25 protein-coding genes and 1 riboswitch are annotated in these 25,966 nt (G+C 54.8%); of the genes, 18 read left to right on the top strand and 7 right to left on the bottom strand.

The genetic code is table 11. The annotated features are described in order from the left end of the window. Window positions 1-5: 5 nt before the first annotated feature. Window positions 6-1,343 (bottom strand): ammonium transporter, encoded by a 1,338-nt coding sequence (locus CPAR_RS06205; protein ID WP_012502463.1) that lies wholly within the window; start codon window positions 1,341-1,343, stop codon window positions 6-8. Window positions 1,344-1,591: 248 nt separating this feature from the next. Here CPAR_RS06205 and CPAR_RS10640 point away from each other — a divergent pair, with 248 nt between their 5' ends. Both CPAR_RS10640 and pgi read left to right on the top strand, forming a co-directional pair. Further along, window positions 1,592-2,014 (top strand): ATP-binding protein, encoded by a 423-nt coding sequence (locus tag CPAR_RS10640; RefSeq protein WP_012502462.1) that lies wholly within the window; start codon window positions 1,592-1,594, stop codon window positions 2,012-2,014. A gap of 41 nt (window positions 2,015-2,055) precedes the next feature. Next, window positions 2,056-3,735, top strand: coding sequence for a glucose-6-phosphate isomerase (pgi, locus tag CPAR_RS06195; RefSeq protein ID WP_012502461.1), 1,680 nt, complete (start codon window positions 2,056-2,058; stop codon window positions 3,733-3,735). Window positions 3,736-3,828: 93 nt separating this feature from the next. Here the strand turns inward: pgi and purB are convergent, their stop codons facing one another. From purB to CPAR_RS06175, 4 genes are all read right to left on the bottom strand, one after another. Continuing rightward, a complete protein-coding gene (purB, locus tag CPAR_RS06190) occupies window positions 3,829-5,133 on the bottom strand; it encodes an adenylosuccinate lyase (protein ID WP_012502460.1) in 1,305 nt (434 codons plus the stop codon). A 100-nt stretch (window positions 5,134-5,233) separates the two neighbouring features. Then, window positions 5,234-6,661: a CCA tRNA nucleotidyltransferase gene (locus CPAR_RS06185; protein WP_012502459.1), complete on the bottom strand. Its 1,428-nt coding sequence runs from the start codon at window positions 6,659-6,661 to the stop codon at window positions 5,234-5,236. Window positions 6,662-6,694: 33 nt separating this feature from the next. Continuing rightward, complete coding sequence (locus tag CPAR_RS06180; protein WP_012502458.1) at window positions 6,695-7,729, bottom strand: Gfo/Idh/MocA family oxidoreductase; 1,035 nt, start codon at window positions 7,727-7,729, stop codon at window positions 6,695-6,697. A gap of 31 nt (window positions 7,730-7,760) precedes the next feature. Next, window positions 7,761-9,026, bottom strand: a complete 1,266-nt coding sequence (locus tag CPAR_RS06175) for an MFS transporter (RefSeq protein ID WP_012502457.1) — start codon at window positions 9,024-9,026, stop codon at window positions 7,761-7,763. Between the two features lie 281 nt (window positions 9,027-9,307). On the opposite strand from CPAR_RS06175, the gene CPAR_RS06170 reads away from it, so the two are divergent. The 7 genes from CPAR_RS06170 to CPAR_RS06140 all read left to right on the top strand — a co-directional run bounded on the left by CPAR_RS06170 (window position 9,308) and on the right by CPAR_RS06140 (window position 16,312). Next, window positions 9,308-11,047 carry a DUF2339 domain-containing protein gene (locus tag CPAR_RS06170; protein ID WP_198002605.1) on the top strand — a complete coding sequence of 580 codons (1,740 nt, stop codon included), beginning with the start codon at window positions 9,308-9,310 and terminating at the stop codon, window positions 11,045-11,047. Next, window positions 11,044-12,336: a DUF3999 family protein gene (locus tag CPAR_RS06165; RefSeq protein WP_012502455.1), complete on the top strand. Its 1,293-nt coding sequence runs from the start codon at window positions 11,044-11,046 to the stop codon at window positions 12,334-12,336. The genes CPAR_RS06170 and CPAR_RS06165 overlap by 4 nt, the downstream gene beginning before the upstream one ends. Before the next feature lie 14 nt (window positions 12,337-12,350). Next, entirely contained in the window at window positions 12,351-12,815 is a 465-nt protein-coding gene (locus CPAR_RS06160) for a Cif family virulence factor (RefSeq protein WP_012502454.1), read from the top strand. 63 nt (window positions 12,816-12,878) lie between these two features. Then, the gene (locus CPAR_RS06155) at window positions 12,879-13,385 is read left to right on the top strand and encodes a DUF1648 domain-containing protein (protein WP_012502453.1); all 507 of its coding nucleotides are present in this window, start codon (window positions 12,879-12,881) and stop codon (window positions 13,383-13,385) included. Between the two features lie 195 nt (window positions 13,386-13,580). After that, on the top strand, window positions 13,581-14,123 hold the full coding sequence (locus tag CPAR_RS06150) for a DUF4405 domain-containing protein (protein WP_012502452.1): 543 nt from the start codon (window positions 13,581-13,583) through the stop codon (window positions 14,121-14,123). 12 nt (window positions 14,124-14,135) lie between these two features. Beyond that, the gene (locus CPAR_RS06145) at window positions 14,136-14,819 is read left to right on the top strand and encodes a response regulator transcription factor (protein WP_012502451.1); all 684 of its coding nucleotides are present in this window, start codon (window positions 14,136-14,138) and stop codon (window positions 14,817-14,819) included. Further along, window positions 14,816-16,312 (top strand): ATP-binding protein, encoded by a 1,497-nt coding sequence (locus CPAR_RS06140; RefSeq protein ID WP_012502450.1) that lies wholly within the window; start codon window positions 14,816-14,818, stop codon window positions 16,310-16,312. The genes CPAR_RS06145 and CPAR_RS06140 overlap by 4 nt, the downstream gene beginning before the upstream one ends. 196 nt (window positions 16,313-16,508) lie before the next feature. Here CPAR_RS06140 and CPAR_RS06135 read toward each other — a convergent pair whose 3' ends face one another. Further along, window positions 16,509-16,826: a hypothetical protein gene (locus CPAR_RS06135; protein WP_012502449.1), complete on the bottom strand. Its 318-nt coding sequence runs from the start codon at window positions 16,824-16,826 to the stop codon at window positions 16,509-16,511. 278 nt (window positions 16,827-17,104) lie between these two features. Between CPAR_RS06135 and CPAR_RS06130 the strand changes: the two genes are divergently transcribed. The 9 genes from CPAR_RS06130 (at window position 17,105) to CPAR_RS06090 (ending at window position 25,059) form a co-directional block, all read left to right on the top strand. Then, complete coding sequence (locus tag CPAR_RS06130; protein ID WP_012502448.1) at window positions 17,105-17,986, top strand: cation diffusion facilitator family transporter; 882 nt, start codon at window positions 17,105-17,107, stop codon at window positions 17,984-17,986. A gap of 36 nt (window positions 17,987-18,022) precedes the next feature. Continuing rightward, window positions 18,023-18,682 carry an HAD family hydrolase gene (locus tag CPAR_RS06125; RefSeq protein WP_012502447.1) on the top strand — a complete coding sequence of 220 codons (660 nt, stop codon included), beginning with the start codon at window positions 18,023-18,025 and terminating at the stop codon, window positions 18,680-18,682. A gap of 24 nt (window positions 18,683-18,706) precedes the next feature. Then, the gene (locus tag CPAR_RS06120; protein WP_012502446.1) at window positions 18,707-19,333 is read left to right on the top strand and encodes a 3'-5' exonuclease; all 627 of its coding nucleotides are present in this window, start codon (window positions 18,707-18,709) and stop codon (window positions 19,331-19,333) included. A gap of 79 nt (window positions 19,334-19,412) precedes the next feature. Then, a riboswitch (cobalamin riboswitch) is annotated at window positions 19,413-19,629 on the top strand. A 26-nt stretch (window positions 19,630-19,655) separates the two neighbouring features. Beyond that, the gene (locus CPAR_RS06115) at window positions 19,656-20,012 is read left to right on the top strand and encodes a hypothetical protein (protein ID WP_012502445.1); all 357 of its coding nucleotides are present in this window, start codon (window positions 19,656-19,658) and stop codon (window positions 20,010-20,012) included. A 65-nt stretch (window positions 20,013-20,077) separates the two neighbouring features. After that, the gene (locus tag CPAR_RS06110) at window positions 20,078-20,725 is read left to right on the top strand and encodes a TPM domain-containing protein (protein WP_012502444.1); all 648 of its coding nucleotides are present in this window, start codon (window positions 20,078-20,080) and stop codon (window positions 20,723-20,725) included. After that, a complete protein-coding gene (locus CPAR_RS06105; protein WP_012502443.1) occupies window positions 20,722-21,669 on the top strand; it encodes a TPM domain-containing protein in 948 nt (315 codons plus the stop codon). Before CPAR_RS06110 ends, CPAR_RS06105 begins: the two co-directional genes overlap by 4 nt. Window positions 21,670-21,895: 226 nt before the next feature. After that, window positions 21,896-22,390, top strand: a complete 495-nt coding sequence (locus CPAR_RS06100; RefSeq protein WP_156773391.1) for a hypothetical protein — start codon at window positions 21,896-21,898, stop codon at window positions 22,388-22,390. 332 nt (window positions 22,391-22,722) lie between these two features. Continuing rightward, entirely contained in the window at window positions 22,723-23,922 is a 1,200-nt protein-coding gene (locus tag CPAR_RS06095) for a geranylgeranyl reductase family protein (RefSeq protein WP_012502441.1), read from the top strand. A 39-nt stretch (window positions 23,923-23,961) separates the two neighbouring features. Beyond that, the gene (locus tag CPAR_RS06090) at window positions 23,962-25,059 is read left to right on the top strand and encodes a DUF6765 family protein (RefSeq protein ID WP_012502440.1); all 1,098 of its coding nucleotides are present in this window, start codon (window positions 23,962-23,964) and stop codon (window positions 25,057-25,059) included. Window positions 25,060-25,129: 70 nt separating this feature from the next. Here CPAR_RS06090 and CPAR_RS06085 read toward each other — a convergent pair whose 3' ends face one another. Continuing rightward, entirely contained in the window at window positions 25,130-25,729 is a 600-nt protein-coding gene (locus CPAR_RS06085) for an AAA family ATPase (protein WP_012502439.1), read from the bottom strand. Between the last annotated feature and the right edge of the window lie 237 nt (window positions 25,730-25,966).

Here is a 25,966-nt window from a genome sequence, read left to right as displayed (position 1 = left end):
ATGCGTTACTGGGTTGTGTAGATATCGAAGCCATAATAAGCTTCTTCTTCATGTTCTGAAATATCGAGGCCTTTCATTTCTTCATCCTTGTGAACGCGCAGGATACCCATAGCTTTCAGGATGAGGAACAGGACCAGCATGGTGCCGAAACCCCAGGCCGGGATCACGAGCGAACCGGTGATCTGGGCAACCATAGGCTGGCCACCGAAAATCCAGGCGGCGATACCACCCCAGATGCCGTTCAGGCCATGTACCGGCCATGCGCCGACCGGGTCGTCGATACGGAGCTTGTCGAGCAGCATGATGCCGAGCACGACAAGAACACCACCGACTGCACCGATAATCAGCGAAGCATTATAGGAAACCACGTCGCAGTTTGCCGTGATGGCGACCAAACCGGCAAGCATACCGTTCAGAGCCATGGTAAGGTCTGGCTTCTTGAAGAGGCCCCAGGCGAAGATCATGGCAACAACCGCGCCAGCGCAGGCGGCAAGGGTGGTGTTGACAGCAATCTTCATGACGGCAGCCGTGTTGTCACCGCCGACAATGGCAAGCTGGCTGCCGGGGTTGAAGCCGTACCAGCCGACAAGAAGAATGAACACACCAAGGGTGCTGAGTGCGAGGTTGTGGCCAGGCATGGCGTTCGGCGAACCATCTTCGTTGAAGCGGCCAAGACGGGGGCCGAGTACGATGGCACCGGCAAGACCGGCAAAACCGCCGAGAGCGTGCACCACAAGCGAACCTGCAAAATCGTGGAAGCCCATGGCGTTCAACCAGCCGCCACCCCACTGCCAGAAGCCACTAATGGGATAGACAAGTCCTGAAATGACTGCTGAATAGATCAGATAAGACCTGAACTGCATCCTTCCGGCAACCGCTCCCGAGACGATCGTTGCGGCTGTTGCGGCAAAGGCGACCTGGAAGAGGAAGTCCACCGCAGGATAGAGGCTGCCAGCTGCAATATCTGGCATGTCAGTAGTGATTCCCCAGCTGCCGAAACCAAAGAAGCCGCCGCTGAAGGCATCACCGGGGTACATCATTCCGTATCCGATGAAGTAGAAGAGGATAGCGCCGATGGCCATATCCATCAGGTTCTTGAACAGGATGTTCACGGTGTTTTTGGCGGCGTTCAGGCCTGTTTCAACCAAAGCAAATCCCGCCTGCATGAACAGCACCAGCACGGCGCAAATAAACAGGAAGAAGTTGTCGATGGCGAAGGCATTGACAGCGTCCGGTGTCGGCGCGGCTGCGGCCGTTTCCGCCAGGAGCGGAGGGCTCAAGATTGCCGCTGCTACAAGCAGTCCGGCAGCAATTGCCCCGGATTTCGACAGAAATGATTTCATGATTGTTGAAAGGTTACGGTTGTGAAAAAAATAAAGCTGAGTGTGCTCTTTTGCGTTGAATTATTAGCTCATCACACAGGTGCAATATAAATTTTAAATGAAAAATTACAAATCGGTAAGAAAAATAAGTTGGATATTGTTGGTGGACTAAAAAAATAAAGTCGAGGTTTTTCAGGGGTGGTTTGCCTGCATCATCAGTGCTCATTACCTTATCTGACAAGTGTTTTCGGGCATCAATTCATGTTGCCATGAGCTACTACCGATTTTCTCTGCCATCTCAACTCAGCTTTGCAGATCAGCTCAGGCGGTGGGTTGCGACGCTGTCCAGCATTGAGGGATATGGTGAGCAGTTTTCATCGGTGCTGTGGCTGACCGTACATGAGGCCTTCGTCAATGCGGTTTTACACGGCAATCAAAGCGATCCGGAGCAGCCTGTCGTTATGCTGTTCGAGTCGGGCTGGAAAGGTGGTGCCAGATTTCTTGGGGTTCAGATACGCGATTTCGGTAAAGGTTTCGATCCTGCCCCTCAGCTCGCCGCGACCCGCTCAGAGGCTGCCCGGTCGAGACCTTGTGGAAGAGGTTTATTGCTGATGAACCATTACGCTGCCAACCTGACCGTCGAACGGCTGCCGGACGGATGTGTCGTGCTCATGCGTTATATTCCTTACTGAGATTCATCGACTCTATAATTATTAAATCCCCCCAGATCATTATGCACCTGTCCCGCAGTGCCGAATGGAGTGCCCTTGAATCCCATTTTCAGGACACCGGCAATCTCGCTATGACTGAGCTTTTCATGGCCGATTCCGGTCGAGCCGAACGTTTTTCGCTCTCGCTGAACGGTATTCACCTCGACTACTCAAAGAACAGGATCACCGATCGCACCATGGAGCTGCTCATGGATCTGGTGAAGCGTTCGGGTATTGAAACAAGGCGCCGCGAGATGTTCGACGGTGAGCGCATCAACTTCACCGAAAACCGTGCCGTGCTGCATACCGCACTGCGCCGCCCTCCGGGCTACGAAATCAGCGTCGATGGCGAGGATGTGGCTTCTGAGGTCGCCGATGTGCTTGAGCAGATGAAGGTGTTCTGCGAGAAGGTGATTTCAGGGGAGTGGCTTGGTTACACCGGCAAGCGCATGACGGATGTCGTCAACATTGGCATCGGCGGCTCGGATCTCGGCCCCTATATGGTCACCGAAGCGCTGAAACCGTTTGCTCACGGCAAGCTGAAGGTGCATTTCGTCTCGAATGTCGATGGTTCTCATCTTGCCGAAACCGTTCGAGAGCTGAATCCGGAAACGACGTTGTTTATCATCGCATCCAAGACGTTCACCACGCAGGAGACCCTCGCCAACGCCATGAGTGCCAGGGCATGGTTTCTTGACAAGGCTACTGATCACGCGCACGTCGCAAAGCACTTTGTGGCGGTTTCCACCAATCAGGAGAAGGTCGAGGAGTTTGGTATCGACTCGGCCAACATGTTCCGCTTCTGGGATTGGGTCGGCGGGCGTTACTCCCTCTGGTCGGCGATCGGTCTGTCCATTGCGCTCTATCTCGGCTTCGACCGTTTCGGTGAACTGCTTGCTGGCGCGAACGCGATGGACGAGCACTTCCGGAGCGCGCCACCGGAGGAGAACATGCCGGTGATTCTCGCTATGCTCGGCATCTGGTACAACAACTTTTTCGGTGCGCACACGCAGGCGATCATTCCTTACGACCAGTATCTGCACCGATTCCCGGCTTTTCTGCAGCAGCTCGACATGGAGAGCAACGGCAAGCGGGTTGATCGCGCGGGAGTCGAAACTGAATACGCCACCGGGCCGGTGATCTGGGGTGAGCCGGGCACCAACGCACAGCATGCTTTTTTCCAGCTGCTGCACCAGGGGCCGAATTTCATTCCGGTCGATTTCATCCTGCCGCTCAGGAGCCAGAACCCCATCGGCATGCACCACGACATGCTGGTTGCCAACTGCTTCGCCCAGTCCGAAGTGCTCATGCGCGGCAAAAGTGAGGCCGAGGCGCGCAAGGAGCTGGAGGCCAGCGGCTTGTCGGGGCTCGATCTCAAGATGCTGTTGCCGCACAAGGTCTTTCCGGGCAATCGGCCGACCAATACCATCCTGCTCGATCAGCTCGATCCCTTTACGCTGGGCAGCCTGATCGCGCTTTACGAGCATAAGGTGTTCGTGCAGGGAGTGGTCTGGAACATCAACTCCTTCGACCAGTGGGGCGTAGAGCTTGGCAAACAGCTCGCCAAGGCGATTCTGCCGGAGTTCGAGTCCGAAGAGCCGATCGAAGGTCACGACGCTTCGACCAACGCGCTGGTCAATCGCTACCGGAAATTTCGCAAGGCCGAACCTTCGTCGGAAAGTGATCAGCTCTCAATGTTCTGAGCGCTGATACAAAAATCGGAATCAGAAAAGGCCGGTCGGTATTGTGGGAATACCAATCGGCCTTTCGTTTTTCATTCAGTCAGAAGTCAGCGATCAGAGTCCGTTCCGCTTGAAAATAATATCCACGCTGTTTTTGAGCTTGCCCTGAATCGTCTCCGGGCTGAAGAGTTTGTTGATCTCTTCGGCGGTGATGTGTTCGAGCAGCTCCTTGTCCTGAAGCACCAGTTCCTTGAGCTGAATTTTCTCCTGCCAGCTCTTCATGGCGTTGCGCTGTACGAGGCGGTAGGCCTCCTCGCGGGTGAGTCCTTTGCCGGTGAGGGCGAGCAGCAGCGTCTGCGAGAGGGTAAGGCCGTAGGAGGTGTCGAAGTTCTGCTCCATGCGTTCCGGATAGACGAGCAAGGTCTCGATCGAGTCGCGGAAGGTGCGCAGCATGTAGACCAGCGCGATGGTCGAGTCGGGCATGATGACACGCTCGACCGAGGAGTGCGAAATGTCGCGCTCGTGCCACAGAGCGACGTTCTCCATCGCGGCGATGGAGTTGGAGCGCACCACGCGGGCCAGGCCGGTGAGCCGCTCGAAAGTGATCGGATTGCGCTTGTGCGGCATCGCAGAGCTGCCTTTCTGGCCCTTGCTGAAGAACTCTTCGGTTTCGCGAACCTCGGTGCGCTGCAGGTGGCGCAGCTCGGTCGAGAACTTCTCGATCGACGAGGCGATAATGGCGAGTGTCGTGGCGTACTCGGCGTGTCGGTCGCGCTGCAGAATCTGCGTCGAGATCGATGATGGTTTCAGGCCGAGCTTCTCGCAGACGGCAGCCTCGATGTCCGGTGACAGGTGCTGGTAGGTGCCGACTGCGCCGGAAATTTTGCCGACCGAAACGGTTTCGAGCGCGCGCTTCATGCGTTCGAGGTTGCGCTTCATCTCCTCGTGCCAGAGCAAGAGCTTCAAGCCAAAGGTGGTCGGCTCGGCGTGGATGCCGTGCGTGCGGCCCATCTGCAGGGTGTATTTGTGCTCGACGGCTTTCTTGCCAAGAACAACGATCAGTGACTCGATATCTGCGATGATGATCTTGCCTGCGTCGCGCATTTGCATGGCCAGGCAGGTATCGACCACGTCCGAAGAGGTGAGTCCCTCGTGGACGTAACGCGAGTCGGGGCCGACGTATCCGGCGACGTTGGTCAGGAACGCGATGACGTCGTGCTTGGTCTCGCGCTCGATGGTGAGAATCTCCTCGACGTTGAACTTCGCTTTCTCTTTGATGGTCGCAAGCGCGTCGGACGGGACGATTCCGGCTTCCATGCGCGCCTCGACGGCGGCGATTTCAAGTTGCAGCCAGCGTTCGAATTTGGCTTCATCGCTCCAGATTGCCGAAATGTCTTTCGGCGAGTAACGTGGTATCAAGGTAGGGTGATGTTTGGTTCAGGAAGTTGTGTGTCAATAAATATAAGTAAAGCAAGAGCGGAGGGAAAACCAGGTCGTCAGGAGACGGATGTACGTGTTTTCAAGCCTCCCTCTTCTCCACCATTTCCCGGTACACCGCACTTACAAAATCCAGCGCGGCCTGGCGGTCGTAGGGAATATCGCCGTCGATGATGGCGTTCTCCATGCGCGACTTGATGATGCCCACCAGCTTGCCCTGCGGCAGGTTCAGCATCTCCATGATGTCGGTGCCGCTGACGGGAGGACGCCATTTCGCCAGCAGATCCTTTTCGCCAACCTCGGCAATTTTCGCTTCGACGTTGTTGAAATTCTTCATGATCCGCTGCACCTTGCGCGGATTTTTACTGGTGACGTCGGCGCGGCAGAGCGTCATCAGGTCGTCAAGGTCCTGCCCGGCATCGAACATCAGGCGGCGCACCGCCGAGTCGGTGATTTCGTCCTTCGACAGCGGAATCGGGCGGTGGTGCAGCCGCACCATCTTCTGCACGTACTCCATCGGTTCCATGGGCCACTTCATCGCCCGGAAAATGCGTCGTACCAGCTTGACTCCCACCGCCTCGTGGCCGTGGAAGGTCCAACCGGAGCCTAGGTGGAAGCGCTTGGTCACCGGCTTGGCGATGTCGTGGAAGAGAGCGCTCACGCGCAGCCAAAGTTTGTCAGAATGCTCCGCGAGGTTGTCCACCACCTGAAAGGTGTGGAACAGCGTATCCTTGTGGCCGAGGCCATCCACCTGTTCGATGCCCGCCATAACGTCCAGTTCCGGGATGATCTCCTTGAGCAGGCCCGTCGAATGCAGAATTTTGAGCCCGATCGATGGCTTCGGGGCCGCCATGATTTTGAGGAATTCGTGGCTGACGCGCTCGCGCGAGACGATCTGGATCCGGCTGCTCATCGCCTCCATCGCTTCGAGCGTTGCCTCATCGAGCCTGAAATCGAGCTGGCAGGCGAAGCGGGCGGCGCGCATCATGCGAAGGGGATCGTCCGAAAAGGTCTGTTCCGGATCGAGTGGCGTTTTGAGCAGTTTTTCGCGGATGTGGCGCTGACCGTCGTACAGATCGACGAGCTCGCCGCGTTGCTCCCGGTTCAGGCGCAGGGCGAGGGCGTTGATCGTGAAGTCGCGGCGTGAGAGGTCATCCTCCAGCGTGCCGATGCTGGTGATCGGCTTGCGTGATTCGGGGTTATAGCTCTCCTTGCGTGCGCCGACGATTTCAAGCTTGAAGGTGCCCGCCTCCGGATCGTCCAGCTCGATCTGCGCGGTGCGGAAGCGCTCGAATAGCACGAAATTCCGGCCGCCAAGCTGCTCGGCAATCGCTTTGGCGAACGGCACCGGTTCGCCGATCACCATGATGTCGATGTCGGTGCAGGGGCGCTGCATGATGAGATCGCGAACGTAACCGCCCACGAGGTAGCAGGGGAGACCGGCCTGGTCGGCGAGGTCTCCGATGCGGTACAAAATCTCTGGAATGTCGTCGTGCTTTGCTTTCAGCATTCGGTCGTCGGTATCGTATTCGTCGGGTCGGATTCAGTCGAGGTCAGCGGTGTTCTTCCGGATTTCATCGGTGATTCTGCCCGCCACCATCAACGCACGGCGTCCCTCTTCGGAGGTGACCACCGCCGGACGGCCTGTGCGGAGGGCGTCGATGAACTGCTCCAACTCCACCTTCAGCGCGTTGACCTTCGGCACGTCGGGGCTGACGTAGTCGAGCGCCAGATCCTTCAGCGACTCCTGAATTTCGCCGAACTGTTCCAGAATCTTTTTGGTGGCGAAGTTCTTGATAGGATTTTTCGAGGAGCGATCCTCGGGCTTGACCAGCCGGAACACCTCTGACTTGCCGCTGTTGAAGTCCAGCGAAGCGTAGCTTTTAGGCTTGCGGCTGAAGAAGCGCAGCTTGCGGAGTTTGCTGCGGCTCAGGCGGCTTGCCGTGACGTTGGCGATGGCGCCGTTCTCGAATTCGATGCGCGCCGTGGCCATGTCCAGCTCGTTCGAGAAAACCTTCACGCCCGAAGCCGCGATGCTGCGAATGTCGGACTTGATGAGCGAGAGCACCAGGTCGATATCGTGAATCATCAGGTCGAGCACCACCGAGACGTCGGTTACGCGGCGTGAAAAGCCGCTCAGCCGCTCGGCCTGGATGTACATTGGCTCGCCAATGTACGGCTCGACCGCCAGCAATGCCGGGTTGAAGCGTTCGATGTGGCCAACCTGGATGGTCAGTCCCTTCTCCTTTTCGAGCCGGATCAGCTCGTCGGCCTCCTCAAGGGTTGCCGTGATCGGCTTTTCGATGAACAGGCTCAGTCCCGCTTCGAGAAGCTGTTTGGCGATGACGTAGTGCGAGCTGGTGGTCGTGGCGATCACCGCAGCGTCGCACGTGTCGGCCAGTTCCGCCAGCGAGCCGAAGCAGTGCACATCGTACTTTTTGCCAATCTCCTGCAATCGCTCGGGGTTCAGGTCGAACACACCGGAAAGCTCCACATCCGGGTTCTCGGCGGCGATCTGTTTGAGTAGGTTCGTATGGAATTCGCCGAGCTTGCCGACGCCTGCAACGCCTATGCGCATGGTTGTCTCCTTTTCGTTTGCAGTCGGTTGGTTAGTCTGCTACGCTTGCCGATGGCTCCAGCGCCTCGATGTCGTATTTGAACAGGCTCATGGATATGATCGTCCCGATGATGGTCAGCGCTCCCGCCGTGTAGTAGGGGAACCGGTAGTCCATCCCGTAAAGCACACTGCCGGTGATGGGGCCGAGGATGCGGGCCAGGGCGTTGACCGACTGCGCGAAGCCCATAATCTGCCCCTGCTTCTGCTTGTAGCTGTAGAGCGAGATCATCGAAATGTTCAGCGGGTTGACCAGACTCGTGCCGATGGCGAAAAAGAGCAGGATGCCGAGGCCGATCGTGAAGAGTGCGTTTACCGGAATGAACGGGATGAAAAAGACACCGATAAACGAAGCAATGTGGCCGAAAACCATGAGCTTGTGCTCGCCGAGCTTGCGGGTCATTTTCGGCAGCATTCCGCCCTGCACGATCACCGAAATGAACCCGACGTAAGCGAACAGGTAGCCTACCTGCTGCTCGGTAGTGTGGAACCTGTCGCCCCAAAGCAGAATCGCCGCCACCTGCATGTTCACGATTGCCAGCGAGTAGATGAAGTTGATAATCATCAGCAGCGCCACCGGACGTGAGCTGAACGCTTCGTGGACTCGTTCCGCATACGCGCTGCTCTTGCGGGCGAGCGAGGCCAGGAGCGAGGTGTCGGCATGAGCTGCTTCTCCGCTCTTTCTGAAGAGCGACAGGAAGCCCTCGGCGTGAGGATTGGTTTCGCTTAGCAGGAAGAGCGCCAGGGTGAAGTTGGTGAAGTTCAGTCCGGCTGCGAACAGACCGACCATCGAAATGCCGAAGTTGGTCATCAGCACACCGCCGATCAGCGGGCCGATGATGAAGCCGATACCGAACGCTGCGCCAAGCATGCCCATTGCGCCCGAGCGGCTTTTCGAGTCGGTCACGTCGGTAATGGCTGCCTGCGCCGCCGCGATGTTGGCCGAGCCGATTCCCGACAGCGAACGCGCCAGAATCAGGAGAGGAATCGTCACCGCCTGTGAGAAGAAGACGTAGGAGACTGAGGCCAGAAAGATGCTCGACAGCATTACCGGACGTCGTCCGATCTTGTCGCTCAGCTTGCCCCAGATCGGCGAAAAGATGAACTGCATCGTCGAGTAGATCGCCGCGATCAGGCCGATCATGAAGGGCGACGCTCCAAGCTCCTTGGCATAGGTCGGCAGCAGCGGAAGCACGATACCGAAGCCGATCAGGTCGAGCAGAACTGTCAGGAACAGAATGACCAGCGGTGATTTCTTCATGAAGGGGCGAGCCGTTAGATGGAGCTGAAAATGCCCAAAATACAAAAATCGCCCGCCATGTTGAAACGGCATGTCAAGTTTGTGGGGTGGATGGGGGAAATCACGTCAGAGTGTTCTCAGTGAACCAGTAGGCGCTTCGCTCTTTCCCCTTGTGAGAGGTGTAACCAATCAGTATATAAAAGAGACTGGTGTCTACGGCAGGCTGATGGACTCTTCAATCAAAAGATATTGATGAAATAATGTCAACGCGATCTGATCAGGAGCGGGATCAGTGTATCGATATGCTCATCGCCCGAGTGCAAGAGCTTGAGGGCGAAGTCCTGCGTTTGAAAGGAGACCAGCATGATTCAGCTCCCGGCGTTTCAGCGCCGAAGGTGAAACCGGTTTCAGTAACAAGACCAGCAAGGTCATCTGAGCTCCAACGTTCAAAAAGCGCCAAGCCCTCTTCTTCAGCTACTCTCGAAAATGTCATCGGCACCCGCTGGATCGGCACTATCGGGATTGTCGCTGTCATTTTTGGCGTCTCATTTTTCCTCAAGTACTCTTTCGATAACAACCTCATCGGTGAAGCCGGAAGGGTGATGCTTGGTATCGTTGGCGGTATCGCTTTTCTCATTACGGGCGAATACCTTCAAAAAAACAAAAACCTCGGACGTTATGCGCAGATCCTCAGCGGCGGCGGTTTGGCCGTGCTGTATCTGTCTTTGTATGCAGCATTTACGCTCTATCATCTGATTCCTGCATTTCTGGCGACAATTGGCATGGTGGCGGTCACGACGACCGGCATTACGCTTTCGCATCGTTATTCGGCCTATTCACTCGCTCTGGTCGCCCTCGCCGGTGGATTTCTGACTCCCGTCTTGCTTTCAACTGGCGAGAACCAGCCTGTTGAGCTGTTCAGCTACATTTTGTTACTCGATTTAGGAACCTTGCTCCTGCTGCGGTTTCGCCAATGGCCTTCGCTTGCTGCCATTTCGCTCTTCGGAACCGCATTGCTCTATGCTCTCTGGCATGAAGCGTTTTACAGCCTCGATCAACACACGATTGCTTTCGTTGCGGTAACGGTGTTTTTTATTGTTTACAACCTCTATCTCCTCTTTTTCCGTGATCGAAAGGCATCGGAATCGACAGCCGATCATCTCGTCATTTTTGGCTCGGGCCTGTTTTTCTTCATGGCGTTTCTTGCCCAGCAGGAATTTGCCGATACCTGGCCGGTCAGGTTCTTCGCGCTGCTTCTTGCCGGAATCGAGATCGGACTGGCCGGTTTCACCAGCCTCCGTTCGAAGGCGCTGCCGATGACGGTTGTGTCGTATGCGGTGTTGTCCATCGTTTTGACGGTCATTGCAACCTTCGTCACTCTCGGGCAGCATTGGGTTTTGGCGGCGCTTTCGGTTGAAATGGCCGTTCTTGGCTGGTGGGCTTTCAAGCTCGATCTGCCGGTTTTCCGCTGGGGCGTCTATCTGCTTGGCCTTGTGGTACTGTTGCGCTTTTCCTATGAAGCAACCTTGTATCTCGCACCTTTTGAAAGCTTCGTTCCTGTTTTCAACAAACGTTTTCCGGGTTGTGCATTAGCGATCGCCGGTTTTTATGTGTTGCTGTATGCCGGTTCGCGGCACAGGAATATTCTGAGTATCAATGAAAGAAGCATCAATGCGATCATCTTTTTCATCACCCAGGCGCTGTCTCTGATCCTCTTGTCTCTTGAGGTTCATGAGTTCTTTGACCTCGGCCCCGGCAGTGATTCCTCGGTTTATGCCTATCAGATGTCTCTTTCGGTACTCTGGACGCTCTATGCGTCATTCCTGATTGGAGTTGGAATCGTCAGGCGAATCCGCAGGGCCCGTATTCTGGGTATCCTGATTCTGGGTGTCGCGGTGCTGAAGGTGTTTTTTATGGACCTGTCGTTCCTCGAAACGGTGTATCGTATTATTTCATTTATTGTTCTCGGGTTGTTGCTTCTGGCTGTGTCCTATGGCTATAACCGTTTCAGGCATATCATTTTCGGAGAAGATCAATCATGAAGAAATCTGTCCTTCAGGTACTGCTTTGCCTGATTCTGCTGCTCGATGGAGCCGCAGGCGTTTGCGCGACGTTTGACGAGCGCCTCTGGGAAAAGTATGCGCAGATCGAATTACCGAAAGAAGGAAGCAATGGTTCTCTTGCGGCCTTGCCCCTCGACAGTTACCGCCTTGGAGATTTGACGGCGAGCACTCCTTTCGCCGATTTCCGTGTGGTAACCGACCGGAAAGAGGAGGTGCCCTGGCAGATTGTATCGAAACGTCCCGAAACGCGCCAGGAGTTGATAGCTTTCCAGATGCGAAATCTCTCGACAACCGAAAATGGTGATACCTGGGCCGAGTTTCTTGTCGATGAGAACGGTACGGCTGTGAACGCTTTGCAGATCATCTCGCCCGACACCAACTACATCCGCCCGGTGGAGGTTCTCGGTAGCCGGGATGGCAAGGCATGGCAAACGCTTCGCAAGGACGGCGTGATTTTCGAGCTGGATAAAGGTGAAAAACTGAAGAACGACAGGCTGTCAATTCCAAAAACTACGTTCCCACATCTTGCCATCAGAATTGCCAATGGCGGGAAAGAGGCGTTGAAGATCACCGAGGTCAGGTTGTTCCGGCAAAGGAATTCGGCAGGGCAAACTTACAGGATTCGGGGGACCATCGAGAAGCAGGCGTTCGATGATTCGAGAAAGGAAAACAGCGTTGTGATGCGGATGGACAAGGCTTTTCCTGTGGATCGTCTGGAAATTGTAACGAACGATCGCAATTTCCAGCGCTTCGTCACTGTTGAAACCAAAAACAACAAAGGAGTTTGGGCGGCGGTTGGCGGAGGGACTATTTACAATTTCGATACGCCTGATCTTCACTCATCGCAACTCTCGATAGAGCTGCCTGAAATTTCCGCGGCGGAATATCGCCTGGTTTTTCGCAATCACGACAGCCCGCCGCTGACCATCAGCAGTGTTTCCGGTATAGGGTACCGGAGGGTGCTGGTGTTCAAAACCTATCCGGATCGTAAACTTTTTCTTTTCTGGGGCAATCCATCAGCTAAAAATCCGCAGTACGATCTGGCAAAAGCTATTAATGCCGAGAGCGTGGACAAACTGCCAGTTGCAGGGCTTGGCCCGGTTCGCGAGAATCCTTCGTTTGCAGGAGATGAGGCTCGGCTGCCCTTTTCCGAACGCTACCAGTTTCTGCTCTATGGGGCCGTCATTCTTGCCATCGCCGCTCTACTGTTCATGCAGTACCGTGTGTTCAGGCGCATTCATGTTGATGACGCGAAAACGAAATCCTGACACTGAATTTTGAAATGAAACGCAATCAACTGAACCATTTTTTTACGCAGCTGCTTTTAGTGGCGTCGTTCCTTGCCATGGTTGCTCCGGCGCAATCCCTGGGTTTCTCTGGTAAGGTGCAGCGCGTCTATACTCCGCCACCGGACAGCGTGGAGCGCAAGGCGATACTCGATGCCATGCGCGCGGAGCTCCAAAAGCAGCACAATCTCGACGTGGCATTTGTCGTCAGGGAGATGAAGGTCAGCGGCGGCTGGGCGTGGGTACATACCATGCCGCGCTCAAAGGATGGCGGCTCCAGATATGAGGATTTTTCCGCGCTCTTGCGCAAGACGGATGGGCGCTGGAGGGTTGTTGAAATTCCCTGCACCGAGCCTGATAATCCGGAGTGCATCGATAATCCCGACTATTTCAGCAAACTGCTCGATCGATTTCCCGGACTTCCTGCTTCTATTCTGCCTGCCGGAACTCCGGAACGTTGACAAAGATTTTGATCCTGAGCCGGAAAAGGTCTGAAAAGCAGTTTTTAAAACAAATGCCCGATCATGCCAAACAGAAACCAGCACCCGTTAGCGCTTGCGCTCTTCTCACTACTCAGCGCACTCATCGTTGCTCACGCTATTTACCACTACACCATTCTGCCAGACCGGGTTGCCACTCACTTCGGGCTTTGGGGAGAGCCGGATGCCTGGGGGGCGAAAAGTGTGTTTTTCATCTGGTACGGCATCATCGGCCTACTCCTCGTGGCCACCTGGGCCTGGGTGAAGCGGACGCTTACGCCGGGTCATACCTCGTGGCTCAATATTCCCAACAAGGAGTACTGGCTTGCCCCTGAGCGTCAGGATGAAACACTCGCCTGGCTCAGGACGGGCCTGCTTCTAGGCGGTTCTGCCACGCTGCTTTTCCTGCTCGACCTCATGCACCAGTCATTTCAGGTCTCCCTCGGAAAAGCGACAAAGCTGACGCACATCGTTACCAGCTTTGCCATCTACCTCACTTTCTGCGTGGCCTGGATCATCTCAATTTATCGGCGGTTCGGGAGGAAGGGGTGACGGGGGAATTCGTGGACAGAGGAGCCGTCGGTGTTCGCAACGTTACGTAGATGCCGGTTTTGGCGGTCGCTGATTTTTAAGCGTTTTTTAAGATGATGTTTATCCTGTTTTAAGGTCGATGCGGGTATGTTTTCTCAAGCTGATTTTTCAGCCTTTGAGTAAACGTATTCAACCATGCAAAAACCTTGAGACACCATGAAAGCTAACATTCGATCCTGGGCTACGCCGCTTGTGACCGGGGCACTTCTGATTTCCGCCGTTACCGGCGTGTTTCTGTTTTTTGAATTTGAAAAAGGGCTGGTCAAGCCGGTTCACGAGTGGCTTGGCTGGCTGCTCGTCGCAGGCGTTGTTTTTCACGTGATCGCGAACTGGAAAGCCTTTACGGGCTATTTTTCAAAAAAGCTCGCCATGTCGATCATCGGCTTGTGTGCCGTCGTGACGGTGGTTTCGGCAATGCCATTCCTCGGTGATAAGGAGCACGAGAACGGCAAGCGCGTTGCCCGAGCATCGGCAAAGATGCTCGAATCGTCATCGCTTGAAACCGTGGCGCTGGTGGTGAAGCAGCAGCCCGACGAGCTGATGGCGAAGCTCCGCAATAACGGTTTTGCCGTCGATGCGCCATCGCAGACGATTGCCGGTATCGCTTCGGCCAACGGCAAGAGCCCATCCGAACTGCTCGGCGCGCTGATCGGCAAACAGGGCGGTGGTGAGCATGGCGACGATGATGACGATCATTAATCCAAACGCCGCATGAGACTGCTGATTATCGAAGATGAACCGGGAATCGCGGGCTTTCTGAAGGAGGGCCTTGAAGAAGAGTACTTTGCGGTCGATGTCGCCAGCGACGGCCGCACGGGGCTCGACCTTGCCATGACCAACGAGTACGATCTTTTGCTCGTGGACTGGATGATTCCCGGCATCAGCGGTATCGAGGTGTGTCGGAGACTGCGCAAGGAGGGCAACGATGTGCCGATCATTTTCCTGACGGCAAAGGACACCATCGAGGATGTTGTGTTCGGTCTCGATGCAGGCGCGAACGACTACATCCGCAAGCCCTTTGAATTCGAGGAGCTGCTGGCTCGCATCCGTGTGCAGTTGCGACGGCGGGGCAGCGAAAGTTCCAAGCTGAGCACCGGTGAACTGACGGTCGATCCCGCTTCCCATCAGGCCCGGTGTGAGTCTATCGATCTGGCCCTTACGCCAAAAGAGTTCGCGCTGCTCGAATTTCTTTTGCGTAACAAGGGGCGGGTCTGCACCCGGAGCCGCATCATCGAGCATGTGTGGGACATGCACTTCGATTCCGACACCTCGGTGATCGACGTCTACATCAACTTCCTTCGCAAAAAGCTTGATGCGGCCGGATGCCGTGATCTCATCCAGACCATCCGCGGCGTGGGCTACATCATTCGCGACGAGGGCGGAGAGGCGCAATGACGACCTCGTCCGGTACGGCTTCGGGTCGCTCCCGGCGCAGGCGGATTTTCTCCTCGATGAGCCTGCGCAGCCGGATCGCCCTCTACTACACCGGCGCGACCGCTGTACTGATTGCCATCGTCTTTGCCGCCATCATCTTCACGGTCGATAACGTGGTCTATCGTCACCTCGACGAGGAGCTTCGCCATGAGGCTGCCGAGACGCTTCGCGAGGGGCGTATCTGTAACGATAATTTCGAGGGCTTCGTCCGAGGCGGCGTTCATGTTGACGACGAAGAGGCGGATCATCAAGGCGACCGCGAACGGCATCACCAACGCGGTCGCCGCAGAGACCTCGACGTCGAGTTCGTGCAGTTTTCGGACGCCGAGGGACGAATCGTCCAGAAATCGGAAAGCCTGTTCGAGAACGTGCTGAGCGTCGAGAATGGCAACCGCGAGCCTGTCTTGCGCAACAGCACGGTCGGCAGCTCGACGGTGCGTCAGCTCCAGCTACCGCTCCTGGGCAGTGACGGCAAAATCAACGGTTACCTCGTCGTTGCCGTGCCGCTGCGTGGCGCGATTCTTGTGCTGCGCGACATGTCCACGACGATGCTCATTTCGTTTCCCGTCATCATCATTCTGCTTTTCGTCGTGACGCGGTTGATTGCCGGACAGAGCATCAGGCCGATCGACGAGGTGATCGCCACGGCGGAGACGATCACGCAGTCGAACCTCGACCAGCGCATAGCCCTGCCCCGGAACCGCGATGAGCTGTACCGGATGTCGGTGACGGTGAACGCGCTGCTCGACCGCCTGCAACAGGCGTTCGGGCGTGAAAAGCAGTTCACTTCCGATGCGGCGCACGAGCTGAAAACGCCGCTTTCGGTGGTTAAGGGAACGCTCGAAGTGCTGGTGCGCAAGCCGCGAGAGGCCGAGCATTACGAAAGCCGCGTCCGCATTTGCCTCGCGGAGCTGAACCGCATGGCGCGGCTGATCGACCAGCTCCTGATGCTGGCTCGTTACGAGAGTCAGAGCGGCAAGCCCACCATCACCGAGGTTGATCTAGCACAGCCCGTCAACGCCGTTTTGGAACGCTTGCAACCCATAGCCGCTCAAAAGGGCATCGCCATCACGCTGCATGACAGCCGCCCTGGCGTGGTCCCCGCCGATCCCGCGCTGCTTGAGATCATGCTTGGCAATCTTCTCTCCAACGCGATCAACTATTCGCCCGAAGGCTCGCCGGTTGAAATCCGGATCGGGCGGCGCGACGGCGCAGTGATTTGCGCCATCGAAGACCACGGAGTCGGCATTCCGGAAGCGCAGCTTCTTGCGATCTTCGACCGCTTCTACCGCGTTGACGAGTCGCGGAGTGCGGGGACTGGCGGCACGGGCCTCGGTCTGTCAATCGTCAAAAAACTGGCCGACCTCCAGTCCATCACCGTCTCGGTCACAAGTGAGCCGGACAAGGGCAGCATCTTTGAACTGGTGTGGCGTCAAGAAAAAACTGAAAGATGAGCAAGTCCGCAAGGTGTTTGTTGGTTTCATCATGTCACCAGGATTGCCGAATGACTGGAATTTCGAGTCGGAAAAAGAGCGTGATAAAGCTTTGCGGTGTGATTTTTCGAAAGTGAATGAGGAATAGAGCAGGTGGGAAATCTCCCCGGAGTTTGTTCGATCAATCAACTCCGGGGGGCTGGTTCATTAGGTGTCTTTATTCGTCCTCTCCTACCGGTTCGCTTCCTGTGTAGATTTGTGCGGAATTGTCTGCTTCATTGTAGTTGAAATACACCGGTTTTTCATGCCGAAGTATATCGACGATTGCTTCCCAGTCACGGATATGATAGTGAACGTCAATGAAGTGTGTTATTGAGCGTATTTTGTTGCCCGGCAGGGGATGGCCGTCCGGAATGAACCACACAACAGCTCTACCAAAACTCCCGAACAGATTGATTAATCGCTTGCCCCCATGGGTTTTAGGGTCAAGCATATTGATGAAGTAGGCATCGATTTGCCCGAAATGGGTTGCCATAATCTCCTCCTTGTTTTGATGTTCAGCTCATCGTGTTATTTCAGTGATCGTGAAAAACGTTGAATTTTCTGAAAAAGCAGGAGCAACTTAAGGGCATCATTACTATGTTACCGACTTTCTCAAAGAGATGCAATCAGATCGCGTGCTGATGCCGAGAGAACACGGCTTCCGGTAATGATTTTTCTGTTGGCAGTGGTGCCTTGGTTCCTATGCATTCCAGACTGTATCTTGTTGTATGGCAAGAATCTGCGCGTTTGTGAAACTGGCAAATAATAACCATGTCCGCTCAATCCCGTAACCATTCGCTTACTCGTTTTGTGTGGCTGTCGATAACAGCTGCTCTGGTCACCATTGTGCTGAAAATGGCGGCGTGGCAGCTGACCGGCTCGGTAGGGCTGCTCTCCGATGCGCTCGAATCGTTCGTCAATCTTGCCGGGGCGATGATGGCGCTGGCGATGCTGACCTTGGCCGAGCGTCCGGCGGACGAATCCCACGCTTTCGGGCACGGCAAGGCGGAGTATTTTTCGAGCGGCTTCGAGGGATTGCTGATCCTGATTGCTGCGCTCGGAATCGGTTACAGCGCGATCGAGCGCTTTTTTCATCCGCAGGCGCTGCATGACGTCGGGCCTGCTCTCGTCGTCTCCGTTTGCGCCGGGGCGGTGAACCTCCTGACCGCACGCACGCTGCTGAAGGTTGGCGAGCGGGAGCACTCGATTACGCTTGAAGCTGACGCGCATCACCTGATGACCGACGTCTGGACTTCCGTCGGGGTGATTGCCGGTGTTGCGCTGGTGTGGCTCACCGGACTGACCTGGCTCGATCCGCTCATTGCGCTCGTCGTGGCGTTCAATATTCTCTTCACCGGTTGGCGTCTTCTGAAACGCACCGCGGACGGCATGATGGATGCCGCGCTCTCCCCCGACCAGATTGCCGAAATCCAAACCGCTCTGCTTGAGGTGTGCGGGGACGAAGTGACATACAAAAATCTCAAAACGCGGCTGGGCGGCAATGTGGCGTTCATCACGCTCGACGTTCTCGTTCCGGCCAGCTGGAGCGTGCAGCTCGGCCACGACTGGTGTGAGCGCATCGAAGCGCATCTGCATCAAGTCATCCAGAACTCGCAGGTCGTGACGCATCTCGAACCGCGCACACAGTCGTGAAGAGGAGCGTCATTGAATCGTGGAGGTGATGGCGGCATGAAGTATCGTCTCATTGTGTTTGATTTCGACGGCACGCTGGCCGACAGCGAACAGAGCATCATGGAGGCCATGCGGCTGGTGGCGCGTGATTTCAGGCTGTCGGAGATCGATCCCGCAATTGTCCGCCGCGGGATCGGACTGCCGTTGCAGCGTACGATTGAAATGGGGCTTGGGCTTGAAGCCGATGATGCCGCTGAGGCGGTCGAGCGTTACCGGAAGTATTACAAGGAGATCGCTTTCGACACGACCAGTCTGTTCCCGGAGGTCAAGGAGACGCTGGAGCTGTTGCAGCGGGAGTATTTGCTTGCTATCGCTTCCAGTAAAAGCAGGCAGGGGCTTCTGTCTATGATGCAGCATCTCGGCATTTTCCAGCACTTTGCTTCCATCGCCGGAGCGCAGGATGTGCAGCGGGGCAAGCCAGCGCCCGACATGGTGCAGCTCTCGCTGGCGCGCCTCGCTGTTCCGGCGGAACGGTGCCTCGTCGTGGGCGACACGGTGTTCGACATCGAGATGGGCCAGCGGGCATCCGCCGATACCTGCGCCGTTACCTACGGGAACCATTCTGCCGAGGAGCTGCGCGGGGTGAATCCCACCTGGCTCATCGATTCGTTCGAGCACATCCTGTCGTGCCTGCATGGCGGCGGTGAGGCGGATTGACCAATCTTAACCGGATATTTTTTCATGCAACGTGCGTCGGCTGATAGCGTGGTGGTGCTGGACTTTGAAACAACGGGCTTGTCGCCGCAGTATGGTGACCGGGCCATCGAAATCGGCGCGGTGCTTCTCGAAAACGGCGTAATCGTCGACCGTTTCCAGCGGCTGATGAATCCCGGCTTTCGGATCAGCCCGTTCATCGAGAGCTATACTGGCATTACCAACGAAATGCTCAAAGTCGAGCCGCCCTGCGAAGAGGTGATGGCCGGGTTTTCGGACTTTATCGCCGGGCACAACATCGTGGCGCATAACGCCTCGTTCGACCGGCGCTTTCTCGACTTCGAGCTGAAACGGGCGCGCCGAGCCTACGAGGGCGATTGCTGCTGCTCGTTGCTTCTGTCGCGGCGGATTTATCAGGATGCTCCGAACCACAAGTTGCAGACTTTGGTCAACCATGCAGGCATACCGAAAGTCGGCAGCTTTCACCGCGCGTTGGCTGACGCCGAGATGACAGCGCATTTGTGGCTGTCGATGATCGACCGCATCCGCCAGCACTACGGTGTTCAGGCGATCTTCTTCGACCAGCTCACCGAACTTTCGAAAATCGACAAGCTTTACGCTCATCGCTACCTCACCGATCTGGCGAATGGATGAGTGGAACGACGGCGATGAGGACTCTTGAGTCATCGAAAATTTCCGCGCGGAGCATTGGTTCGAAGCGCTGTTTTTGATATACTTTACACGAGCATGTGGTGCCCGGCATGGAATCGTGACGGGCTTAAAAGGGAATCCGGTGCAAGTCCGGAACAGTACCCGCTGCTGTAATCCCGCATCGGTCGCAAGGCTGCTGACACGGTTTGCCGAAAAGGCCACTGTCCCGACAATTCGGGACGGGAAGGAGGGCAAAACCACGGGAAAGTCAGAAGACCTGCCGCATCTTTTTTTACAAGCTTCGGGAATAAAGCACCATATCATCATGAAAAAACCCCTTGTCCCATCTGCCTGGGCAGGCAGGTTGCGCGCCTCATTCAGAGCGCTACGAAACCGGCTGTTCCAGGCGCTTCTCAACCGGTTCATCCCCGGTTTTCTTCACGATCCGTTTCGCCTGCCGTTCGTCGTGCCGATGCGGCCGGTATCGTTTCCCACGAACGCTTACGAGCTTTTCTCTGCTCAGCAGGAGGGAGCCTCGCTGTTGTTTCATCAGGAGGATGACGGGAGCGACAATCTTTCTGAACTCACCTCATGCGCCGCCTGTCAGCGCTGCGCGGGCAACGACAGCATTGCCTTTGCCGGGAACACGCTCACCACGTTTCCTGCTTGGCGGTATAACTGACGGAAGCTATCGGCGCAGAGGCTTTGCGTTATCAAATAAAAAATCTCCGGACACGAGGATTTTCAATGAAACCAACGTTATCAGAGCATGAGCGCCGTCGCCTGGATCTACGCGTCGCTGAAACGGAAAAGCGCACCGGAACCCAGATCGTTCTGAGCGTCATCCAGCGTAGCGACGCGTATGCCGAGTTGCCATGGAACGCTTTCGCTTTGGGCGCGTCGGTCGCCGGATTGATCCTGTTTCTGTTGCATTGGAGGCTCTATGCGTGGTATCCGGAAGCGTCTCTACTGATTGTGGTGGTGGGCATACTGGCGGGTGGTGCGCTTTTGGCGCTGCTGACGGTCATGATGCCGCGATTTGCAAAACTGTTCTTGTCCGACTACCGCGCCGAAGTTGAGGTGCAGCAGTATGCCAAAGCGCTGTTTCTGGATCGCGAGCTGTTTGCCACCCGGCAGAGAACAGGCATTCTGCTGCTGGTCAGTTTGTTCGAACATCGGGTTGTGATTCTGCCTGACAAGGGGCTGGGCAAGCGTTTAAAGGAAGATGATGTAAACAACATGATCGCGGCAATGACTTCATTGCTGAAGCGTAGGCAAGTCGCCCAAGCCTTCGATGCCGGTCTGGACTATCTGTCCCGAATACTCACCGCCACCTCGCCTGAACTCCATAGCGACGAATTGCCCAACGACATTATCGAGGAGGAGGGAGTATGAAGCAGCGAGTGATCTTTCTGTTACTCCCGATCGTGCTGTTTGTCAGCTCAGCCCTTTTTGGCGCGGAGGTGCCGTACCTGACCGGGAGGGTCACGGACAACGCGCAGCTTCTTTCCCCTGAGGTGAAGCGCTCATTGTCGGAGAGTCTGAAGGAACATGAACAGCGCACCGGCAACCAGATTGCCGTCCTGACGATTCCAACGCTTGATGGGGAGAGCATCGAAGATTACGCGGTCAGGGTTTTCGAAACATGGAAACTCGGTCAGAAAGAGAAGGATAATGGTGTCTTGATCGTCGTGGTGCCAAACGACCGGCGGATGCGCATCGAAGTGGGGTACGGTCTTGAGGGCACGCTTACTGATGCAACGGCAGGGCGAATCATTCAAAACATTATGACCCCAAAATTCAAAAACGAAGACTTTAATGGTGGTATCACGGATGGCGCCAAAGCCGTGATGAACGTCCTCGAGGGTGGGGTATTGCCGGAGACAGCAGTCAAGTCCGATTCGAAGAAAAAGTCGGGTTTCTTTGAAATGGAGGGGCCGGAGCTTTCGATAACGGAGCGCATTCTCATTGGCGCGTTTGTTTTCGGCATCATCGGGCTGTTTACGGCGATTGGCATCCTCACGCCTGGTTTCGGGTGGTTCTTATACTTTTTTCTGATACCCTTCTGGGCGGTTTTTCCCATGGTTGTGCTGGGCCCGGATGGCGCATTGTATTGTTTGATCACCTATCTGGTCGGCTTTCCGGCAGCAAAGCTGTTCATCCGGAACACCGACTGGTATCAGAAAGCTCAGAAAGATCTTCGCACGAAGGGGCAGGCTTCAATCGGTGGCATGGTGATTCGCTCTGGAGGTTCCGGTTCGTCGTGGTCGTCCGGTGGATCGAGTTTTTCTGGCGGTGGGGGATCGTCAGGCGGTGGCGGTGCCTCCGGCAGCTGGTAGGGGGATGGTGATGGCTGTTGAATCGCGTCACCACGCCGACAATATGGACATTTGATTTGTCCTTTTCGGGAAAGGAAATCCAGAATATTGCAGAAATTTTTTGGCCGTCGGCCACTCCTTAGACCATAGCATCGTGATGCAGAAAGATTGGTGGATCCCGATACTTCAATGGACACTTCCGGGCGTTGCGCTGACCATCATCATGGGATGGCTCTCGAAGAGCAGGATGAGTCGACGGTCTGTAACGGAAGTCAATACCTTAAGGCATCCAACGGGTATTCTGGTCATAGGGCTCATCGGATTCGCTTTTTTTGCCGGTATCGCTGTGGTGTCGAACACCATCGGCAAGAACAGCACAACCACTATCTGGACGACCCTCATTTTCCTTTTCTTCGCAGGGATGTCGCTCGCTATGGTCGCCGACTACTTTTTTGCCCGTCATCGCCTCAGCGCCGATGGGCTCGACTATGGCAGGTTGACTGGACAACGCGGTTACATCCGCTGGGTGCAGGTTCGACGTGTTGAGTACGCGCCCTCGATGCGGTGGTTCAAGCTTCATATGCCGTCTGGGCCTCCCATCAGGATTTCAGCAATGCTGATGGGTTTGCCTGCGTTTGCGCAACATGTTCTGGCGTACGTACCGGCCGGGCGAATCGACAATTCAGCAAAAGCTTTGCTGATCGAGACTGCCGATGGCAACCTGCCTGAAGTCTGGAGTTAGTCCGATGCCGCAGGAGTAGCCGAGCCATTACATCAAACTGACATTCCGGCAGCAGAGCTTTTCTGGCGTTTTGACGTTGCGTAACCCTCCTCGTCTTTTCTTCTCTGTTCATCATGGAGTTGCTTATTTCAGCAGTTTCTTGCCGCGCGTTTTTTTCTTGAATGGTTATTGCGTTACGTTTCAGATAAGCGATATCTGGCCAACCTCATGGCTGACATAATCGCGCACAATCGCAGATGGTGCGAGTTGTACAAGCTGCTGAATCCGTTCTTTCAAGCTGGGGTCTATGCTCAGCAATAACCGGCGGCTTCAATCCTGAATTCCAGTGACGCATGAAACCGTTTGATGTGGTGATTTCCGGGGCTGGTCCTGCAGGGTGCACGGCAGCTTTGTCGCTTGCGCGGAAAGGGTTGCGCGTTGCCTTGATCGACAAGGCGCAGTTCCCGAGAGATAAAACGTGCGGCGACGGCGTCACCCCAGCATCGGTCAGGCTTCTTGAAGAGCTTGGTGTCGTGGAGGTCGTTCGCCAGCGAGTAGGGCCGCTGACGGTGTTCAAAGGCATCACCCTCTTTTCTCCCGATGGCGCGGTTGTGCAGGGACGGTTGTCGCAAACCGGCGACCGGTCGAGCGAAAGTTACGTTATCCCCCGATCGTTGCTCGACGACTGTTTCGTTACCTGTGTAAAAGCCCACGAATCGATTTCCTTTTTCGACAATACCGAGTCGCGCGAGCTCATCATAAACGGTGATTCGGCCAGGGGGCTAAGTACTTCTGGAGGTGAATTTTACGGGAAGTGCATTGTTGCGGCTGACGGCGTCTATTCGCCGATAGCCGCTCAGCTTGGGCTCCTGAACCGACAGAAAGAGCAGCAGGGATTTGCCATGCGGGCCTATTTTTCAAACGTTAACGGCCTGAGCGATTCCATCGAACTTCATTACGACAATCTCATTCTGCCGGGCTACGGCTGGGTATTTCCCGCCGGTGAAAAGCGAGCCAACATCGGCGTGGGCATCATGACGCGTTTCAAGGAGCCGCGCGGTCTCAAAAACATGTTCAAGCGTTTTGTCGCTGAAAACCCGGTTGTCTCCAGCAAGCTGAAAGATGCGGCGATGGAGCCGGGTACGCTGAAAGCGTGGCCTCTGCCGTTCGGTTCATTTCGGGGAATGCGGAGTCAACGCAATGTTTTGCTTGCTGGCGATGCCGGCAGTTTTGTTGATCCGCTGAGCGGAGAGGGGATTTTTTATGCCATAAAAAGTGGTCAATTCGCAGCTGATGCTATCGTCAAAGCGCTTGCGGAGAATGATCGCGCACAGGCCGGAGCGTTTTATGAAAAGTTGTGGAGAAAAGCATTCGAGTTCGACGAGTTCAGCGTCGGCTATTTTCTGCAAACCATGCTGAACAGCCGTTTTCTTATGGAAACGCTTTTGCAGTTTGCATCGAAAAAACAGTCTCGCGCTGATTTGCTGGCCGATATTATTGCTCATAACCGGAAAAAACTCGATCTGGTGAATCTGCTCAATCCGTTGTTTTGAGGTGTATCGCGTTAACCTTTAAGGTAAAGTGAGGGAAATATGCAACTCGATATGCACTATTATGGTACCTACGCCATGGCTCGGGCTGCCGGGTTGAAAAAAGAGGTTTGCGAAACGATTGCGACAGCTGCTCAATTTGTTGATGATAATGCTGAAAAAGAGAGTGTATTTTTCAGGGACGGCGCCCGATTGGATGCTGAGGCTACTGCGCATCATACGATGCATTTGAAGAATCTTAGCCGGGAAGATCAGCGGCAAATATGGGTCCCTTTTCATTTCCTACCGGGTAATGAGGGCGATAGTTATACGCAGCGACTGGTTTGCAAAAAAGATAGTGAAATAGCACAAGAAATGATCAAATACAATGTAGCGTTGCTGAACCAGCCGTTTGCTTTGCCGTTACTTGGTATAATAGCCCATGTCTATGCAGATACCTTTGCGCATTATGGTTTTTCCGGAGTGAGTTCGAGGCATAACAAAATTGTGAACAATAGTATTGCTTTTCATGTATCATTAAGTCCTGATATCGAGAAATATATCACTGATAAAGCGAAAAAATTTGTGAATGATTACCCGAAAGAGGGTGGGTTATTTCATAATATCAAGTCATGGCTTGCAGAGGAGGTAACCGGTGCTTTAGGACATGGAGCTGTAATGACCTATCCTGACAGGCCTTTTCTTGTCTGGAATTTTGTTTATGAAAATAATACTGATGGGGCACATTGTCCAGTTAGAAATAATCCGGAAACCTATGTCGAATTCTGTGTAAAAATCCATGAAATATTTCAGAGAGTAGCTAAAGAACATCCTGATTTTGCCGATAAGGCAGCATTTATAGATTTTTCAAAGATAGAGTCAACGGTAAAAGAAATTATCAATCTACAAGCTCCTAAAGAGGGTAGAGTTGATGCCTGGAAAAAGGCTGCGCGGAATGGACTGCTCTTTGGAACAGGGCAAGAAACAATTCCTGATTATGATGAAAACGTTTGGCATAACAACAGAGATAACCTTAAAAGAACTAAAGACTCAAGAGTTACTCCAGGTTTTCCTGTGTATCGATTTTATCAGGCTGCGGCAGTGCATCGTATCAATATTCTGAGGCATATTTTGCCAGCAAAAGAATTGATCGTTGCGTGATTCAGAGCTTCACTTCATTTTATCGCTGCTCGTTACAGTCGCTCTATTGAGGTGTTGCTGTAAGAGCCCTTTACGTCGTTTCGTGTTGGCATAAAGCCGAAAATCCTCGTTTTTCTCCTTTCAAATTCTCCAGCACAAACTCGCACCGTTCATCGACCGGCACTTTCGGTACTTCAATGAGTTTGTATCCCAGCGATTCGTACACCGCGCGGATGGCGTGGTGGAGCGCTTCGGCTTCTGCGAGGCTTTGGGGGCGTTCGGTGTCGTTGATATAGATTTCAGTCCACGGGGGGAGGATAAAGACCGTGCGCTCGTATCGGCACCGGTTGTGGGTGTCGAGCCATGCTTCGGGGATGTCGAGGCCGCTCTCGTGGAGGTAGCCGAAGATGTCGGGAAGGCCTCGGTCGAAAAAGCAGAGCTCGCCAGTTGCTGCGGCGTGGTTGTGCTGGCGGAGCATTTCTTCGAAGGCGAGGCTGGCGAAGGCTTCGAGGTCGTTCCAAGGCATTACGCCGTTCGGACGCTGGGCTTCGCGGCGGATCAGCTCGCGTGACACTTCTGCATAGCAGCGGTGGCCGTGCTGTTCGAGCCTGGCGATAAGCGTGCTTTTGCCACTGCCCGGCCCGCCGGTGATGATGTAACGGCAGGTCGTTTTTGTTTCGGTCGCGCTCATGCCAGCGTCAGAACAGGGAACCAGTTGGCGATCATGTCGAGCTTTTTTCGGCAAAGAATGTTCGCTCAAATTTGTTATCGAAAAACCGCATAATGGCTTTAAAAGTATCAGATTCTGGCGAAAAAGCATGCAATAATCCCGGCAAAAAGCTCATTAATCGGTATTGCGCCGACCTGCCGGATTCCGGAATAAAAGAACCGTCTTCTTGTTTTTTATGGTAACAATTGTTAATAATGG

The sequence above is a fragment of the Chlorobaculum parvum NCIB 8327 genome (assembly GCF_000020505.1).
In the GTDB taxonomy this organism is placed as follows: Bacteria; Bacteroidota; Chlorobiia; order Chlorobiales; family Chlorobiaceae; genus Chlorobaculum; species Chlorobaculum parvum_A.
This window is presented reverse-complemented; position numbering and strand designations above follow the sequence as displayed.

Bases quoted from the DNA above. Each gene is read 5' to 3' on its own strand.
- CPAR_RS06130 (WP_012502448.1), top strand. From the start codon at position 17,105: ATGTCCGCTCAATCCCGTAACCATTCGCTTACTCGTTTTGTGTGGCTG.
- CPAR_RS06100 (WP_156773391.1), top strand. From the start codon at position 21,896: ATGAGTCGACGGTCTGTAACGGAAGTCAATACCTTAAGGCATCCAACG.
- CPAR_RS06175 (WP_012502457.1), bottom strand. From the start codon at position 9,026: ATGAAGAAATCACCGCTGGTCATTCTGTTCCTGACAGTTCTGCTCGAC.
- CPAR_RS06110 (WP_012502444.1), top strand. From the start codon at position 20,078: ATGAAACCAACGTTATCAGAGCATGAGCGCCGTCGCCTGGATCTACGC.
- CPAR_RS06135 (WP_012502449.1), bottom strand. From the start codon at position 16,826: ATGGCAACCCATTTCGGGCAAATCGATGCCTACTTCATCAATATGCTT.
- CPAR_RS06105 (WP_012502443.1), top strand. From the start codon at position 20,722: ATGAAGCAGCGAGTGATCTTTCTGTTACTCCCGATCGTGCTGTTTGTC.
- CPAR_RS06180 (WP_012502458.1), bottom strand. From the start codon at position 7,729: ATGCGCATAGGCGTTGCAGGCGTCGGCAAGCTCGGCGAATTCCATACG.
- CPAR_RS06205 (WP_012502463.1), bottom strand. From the start codon at position 1,343: ATGAAATCATTTCTGTCGAAATCCGGGGCAATTGCTGCCGGACTGCTT.
- CPAR_RS10640 (WP_012502462.1), top strand. From the start codon at position 1,592: ATGAGCTACTACCGATTTTCTCTGCCATCTCAACTCAGCTTTGCAGAT.
- CPAR_RS06120 (WP_012502446.1), top strand. From the start codon at position 18,707: ATGCAACGTGCGTCGGCTGATAGCGTGGTGGTGCTGGACTTTGAAACA.
- CPAR_RS06185 (WP_012502459.1), bottom strand. From the start codon at position 6,661: ATGCTGAAAGCAAAGCACGACGACATTCCAGAGATTTTGTACCGCATC.
- CPAR_RS06115 (WP_012502445.1), top strand. From the start codon at position 19,656: ATGAAAAAACCCCTTGTCCCATCTGCCTGGGCAGGCAGGTTGCGCGCC.
- CPAR_RS06140 (WP_012502450.1), top strand. From the start codon at position 14,816: ATGACGACCTCGTCCGGTACGGCTTCGGGTCGCTCCCGGCGCAGGCGG.
- CPAR_RS06090 (WP_012502440.1), top strand. From the start codon at position 23,962: ATGCAACTCGATATGCACTATTATGGTACCTACGCCATGGCTCGGGCT.
- CPAR_RS06165 (WP_012502455.1), top strand. From the start codon at position 11,044: ATGAAGAAATCTGTCCTTCAGGTACTGCTTTGCCTGATTCTGCTGCTC.
- CPAR_RS06170 (WP_198002605.1), top strand. From the start codon at position 9,308: ATGCTCATCGCCCGAGTGCAAGAGCTTGAGGGCGAAGTCCTGCGTTTG.
- CPAR_RS06125 (WP_012502447.1), top strand. From the start codon at position 18,023: ATGAAGTATCGTCTCATTGTGTTTGATTTCGACGGCACGCTGGCCGAC.
- CPAR_RS06085 (WP_012502439.1), bottom strand. From the start codon at position 25,729: ATGAGCGCGACCGAAACAAAAACGACCTGCCGTTACATCATCACCGGC.
- CPAR_RS06145 (WP_012502451.1), top strand. From the start codon at position 14,136: ATGAGACTGCTGATTATCGAAGATGAACCGGGAATCGCGGGCTTTCTG.
- CPAR_RS06095 (WP_012502441.1), top strand. From the start codon at position 22,723: ATGAAACCGTTTGATGTGGTGATTTCCGGGGCTGGTCCTGCAGGGTGC.
- pgi (WP_012502461.1), top strand. From the start codon at position 2,056: ATGCACCTGTCCCGCAGTGCCGAATGGAGTGCCCTTGAATCCCATTTT.
- CPAR_RS06155 (WP_012502453.1), top strand. From the start codon at position 12,879: ATGCCAAACAGAAACCAGCACCCGTTAGCGCTTGCGCTCTTCTCACTA.
- CPAR_RS06160 (WP_012502454.1), top strand. From the start codon at position 12,351: ATGAAACGCAATCAACTGAACCATTTTTTTACGCAGCTGCTTTTAGTG.
- CPAR_RS06150 (WP_012502452.1), top strand. From the start codon at position 13,581: ATGAAAGCTAACATTCGATCCTGGGCTACGCCGCTTGTGACCGGGGCA.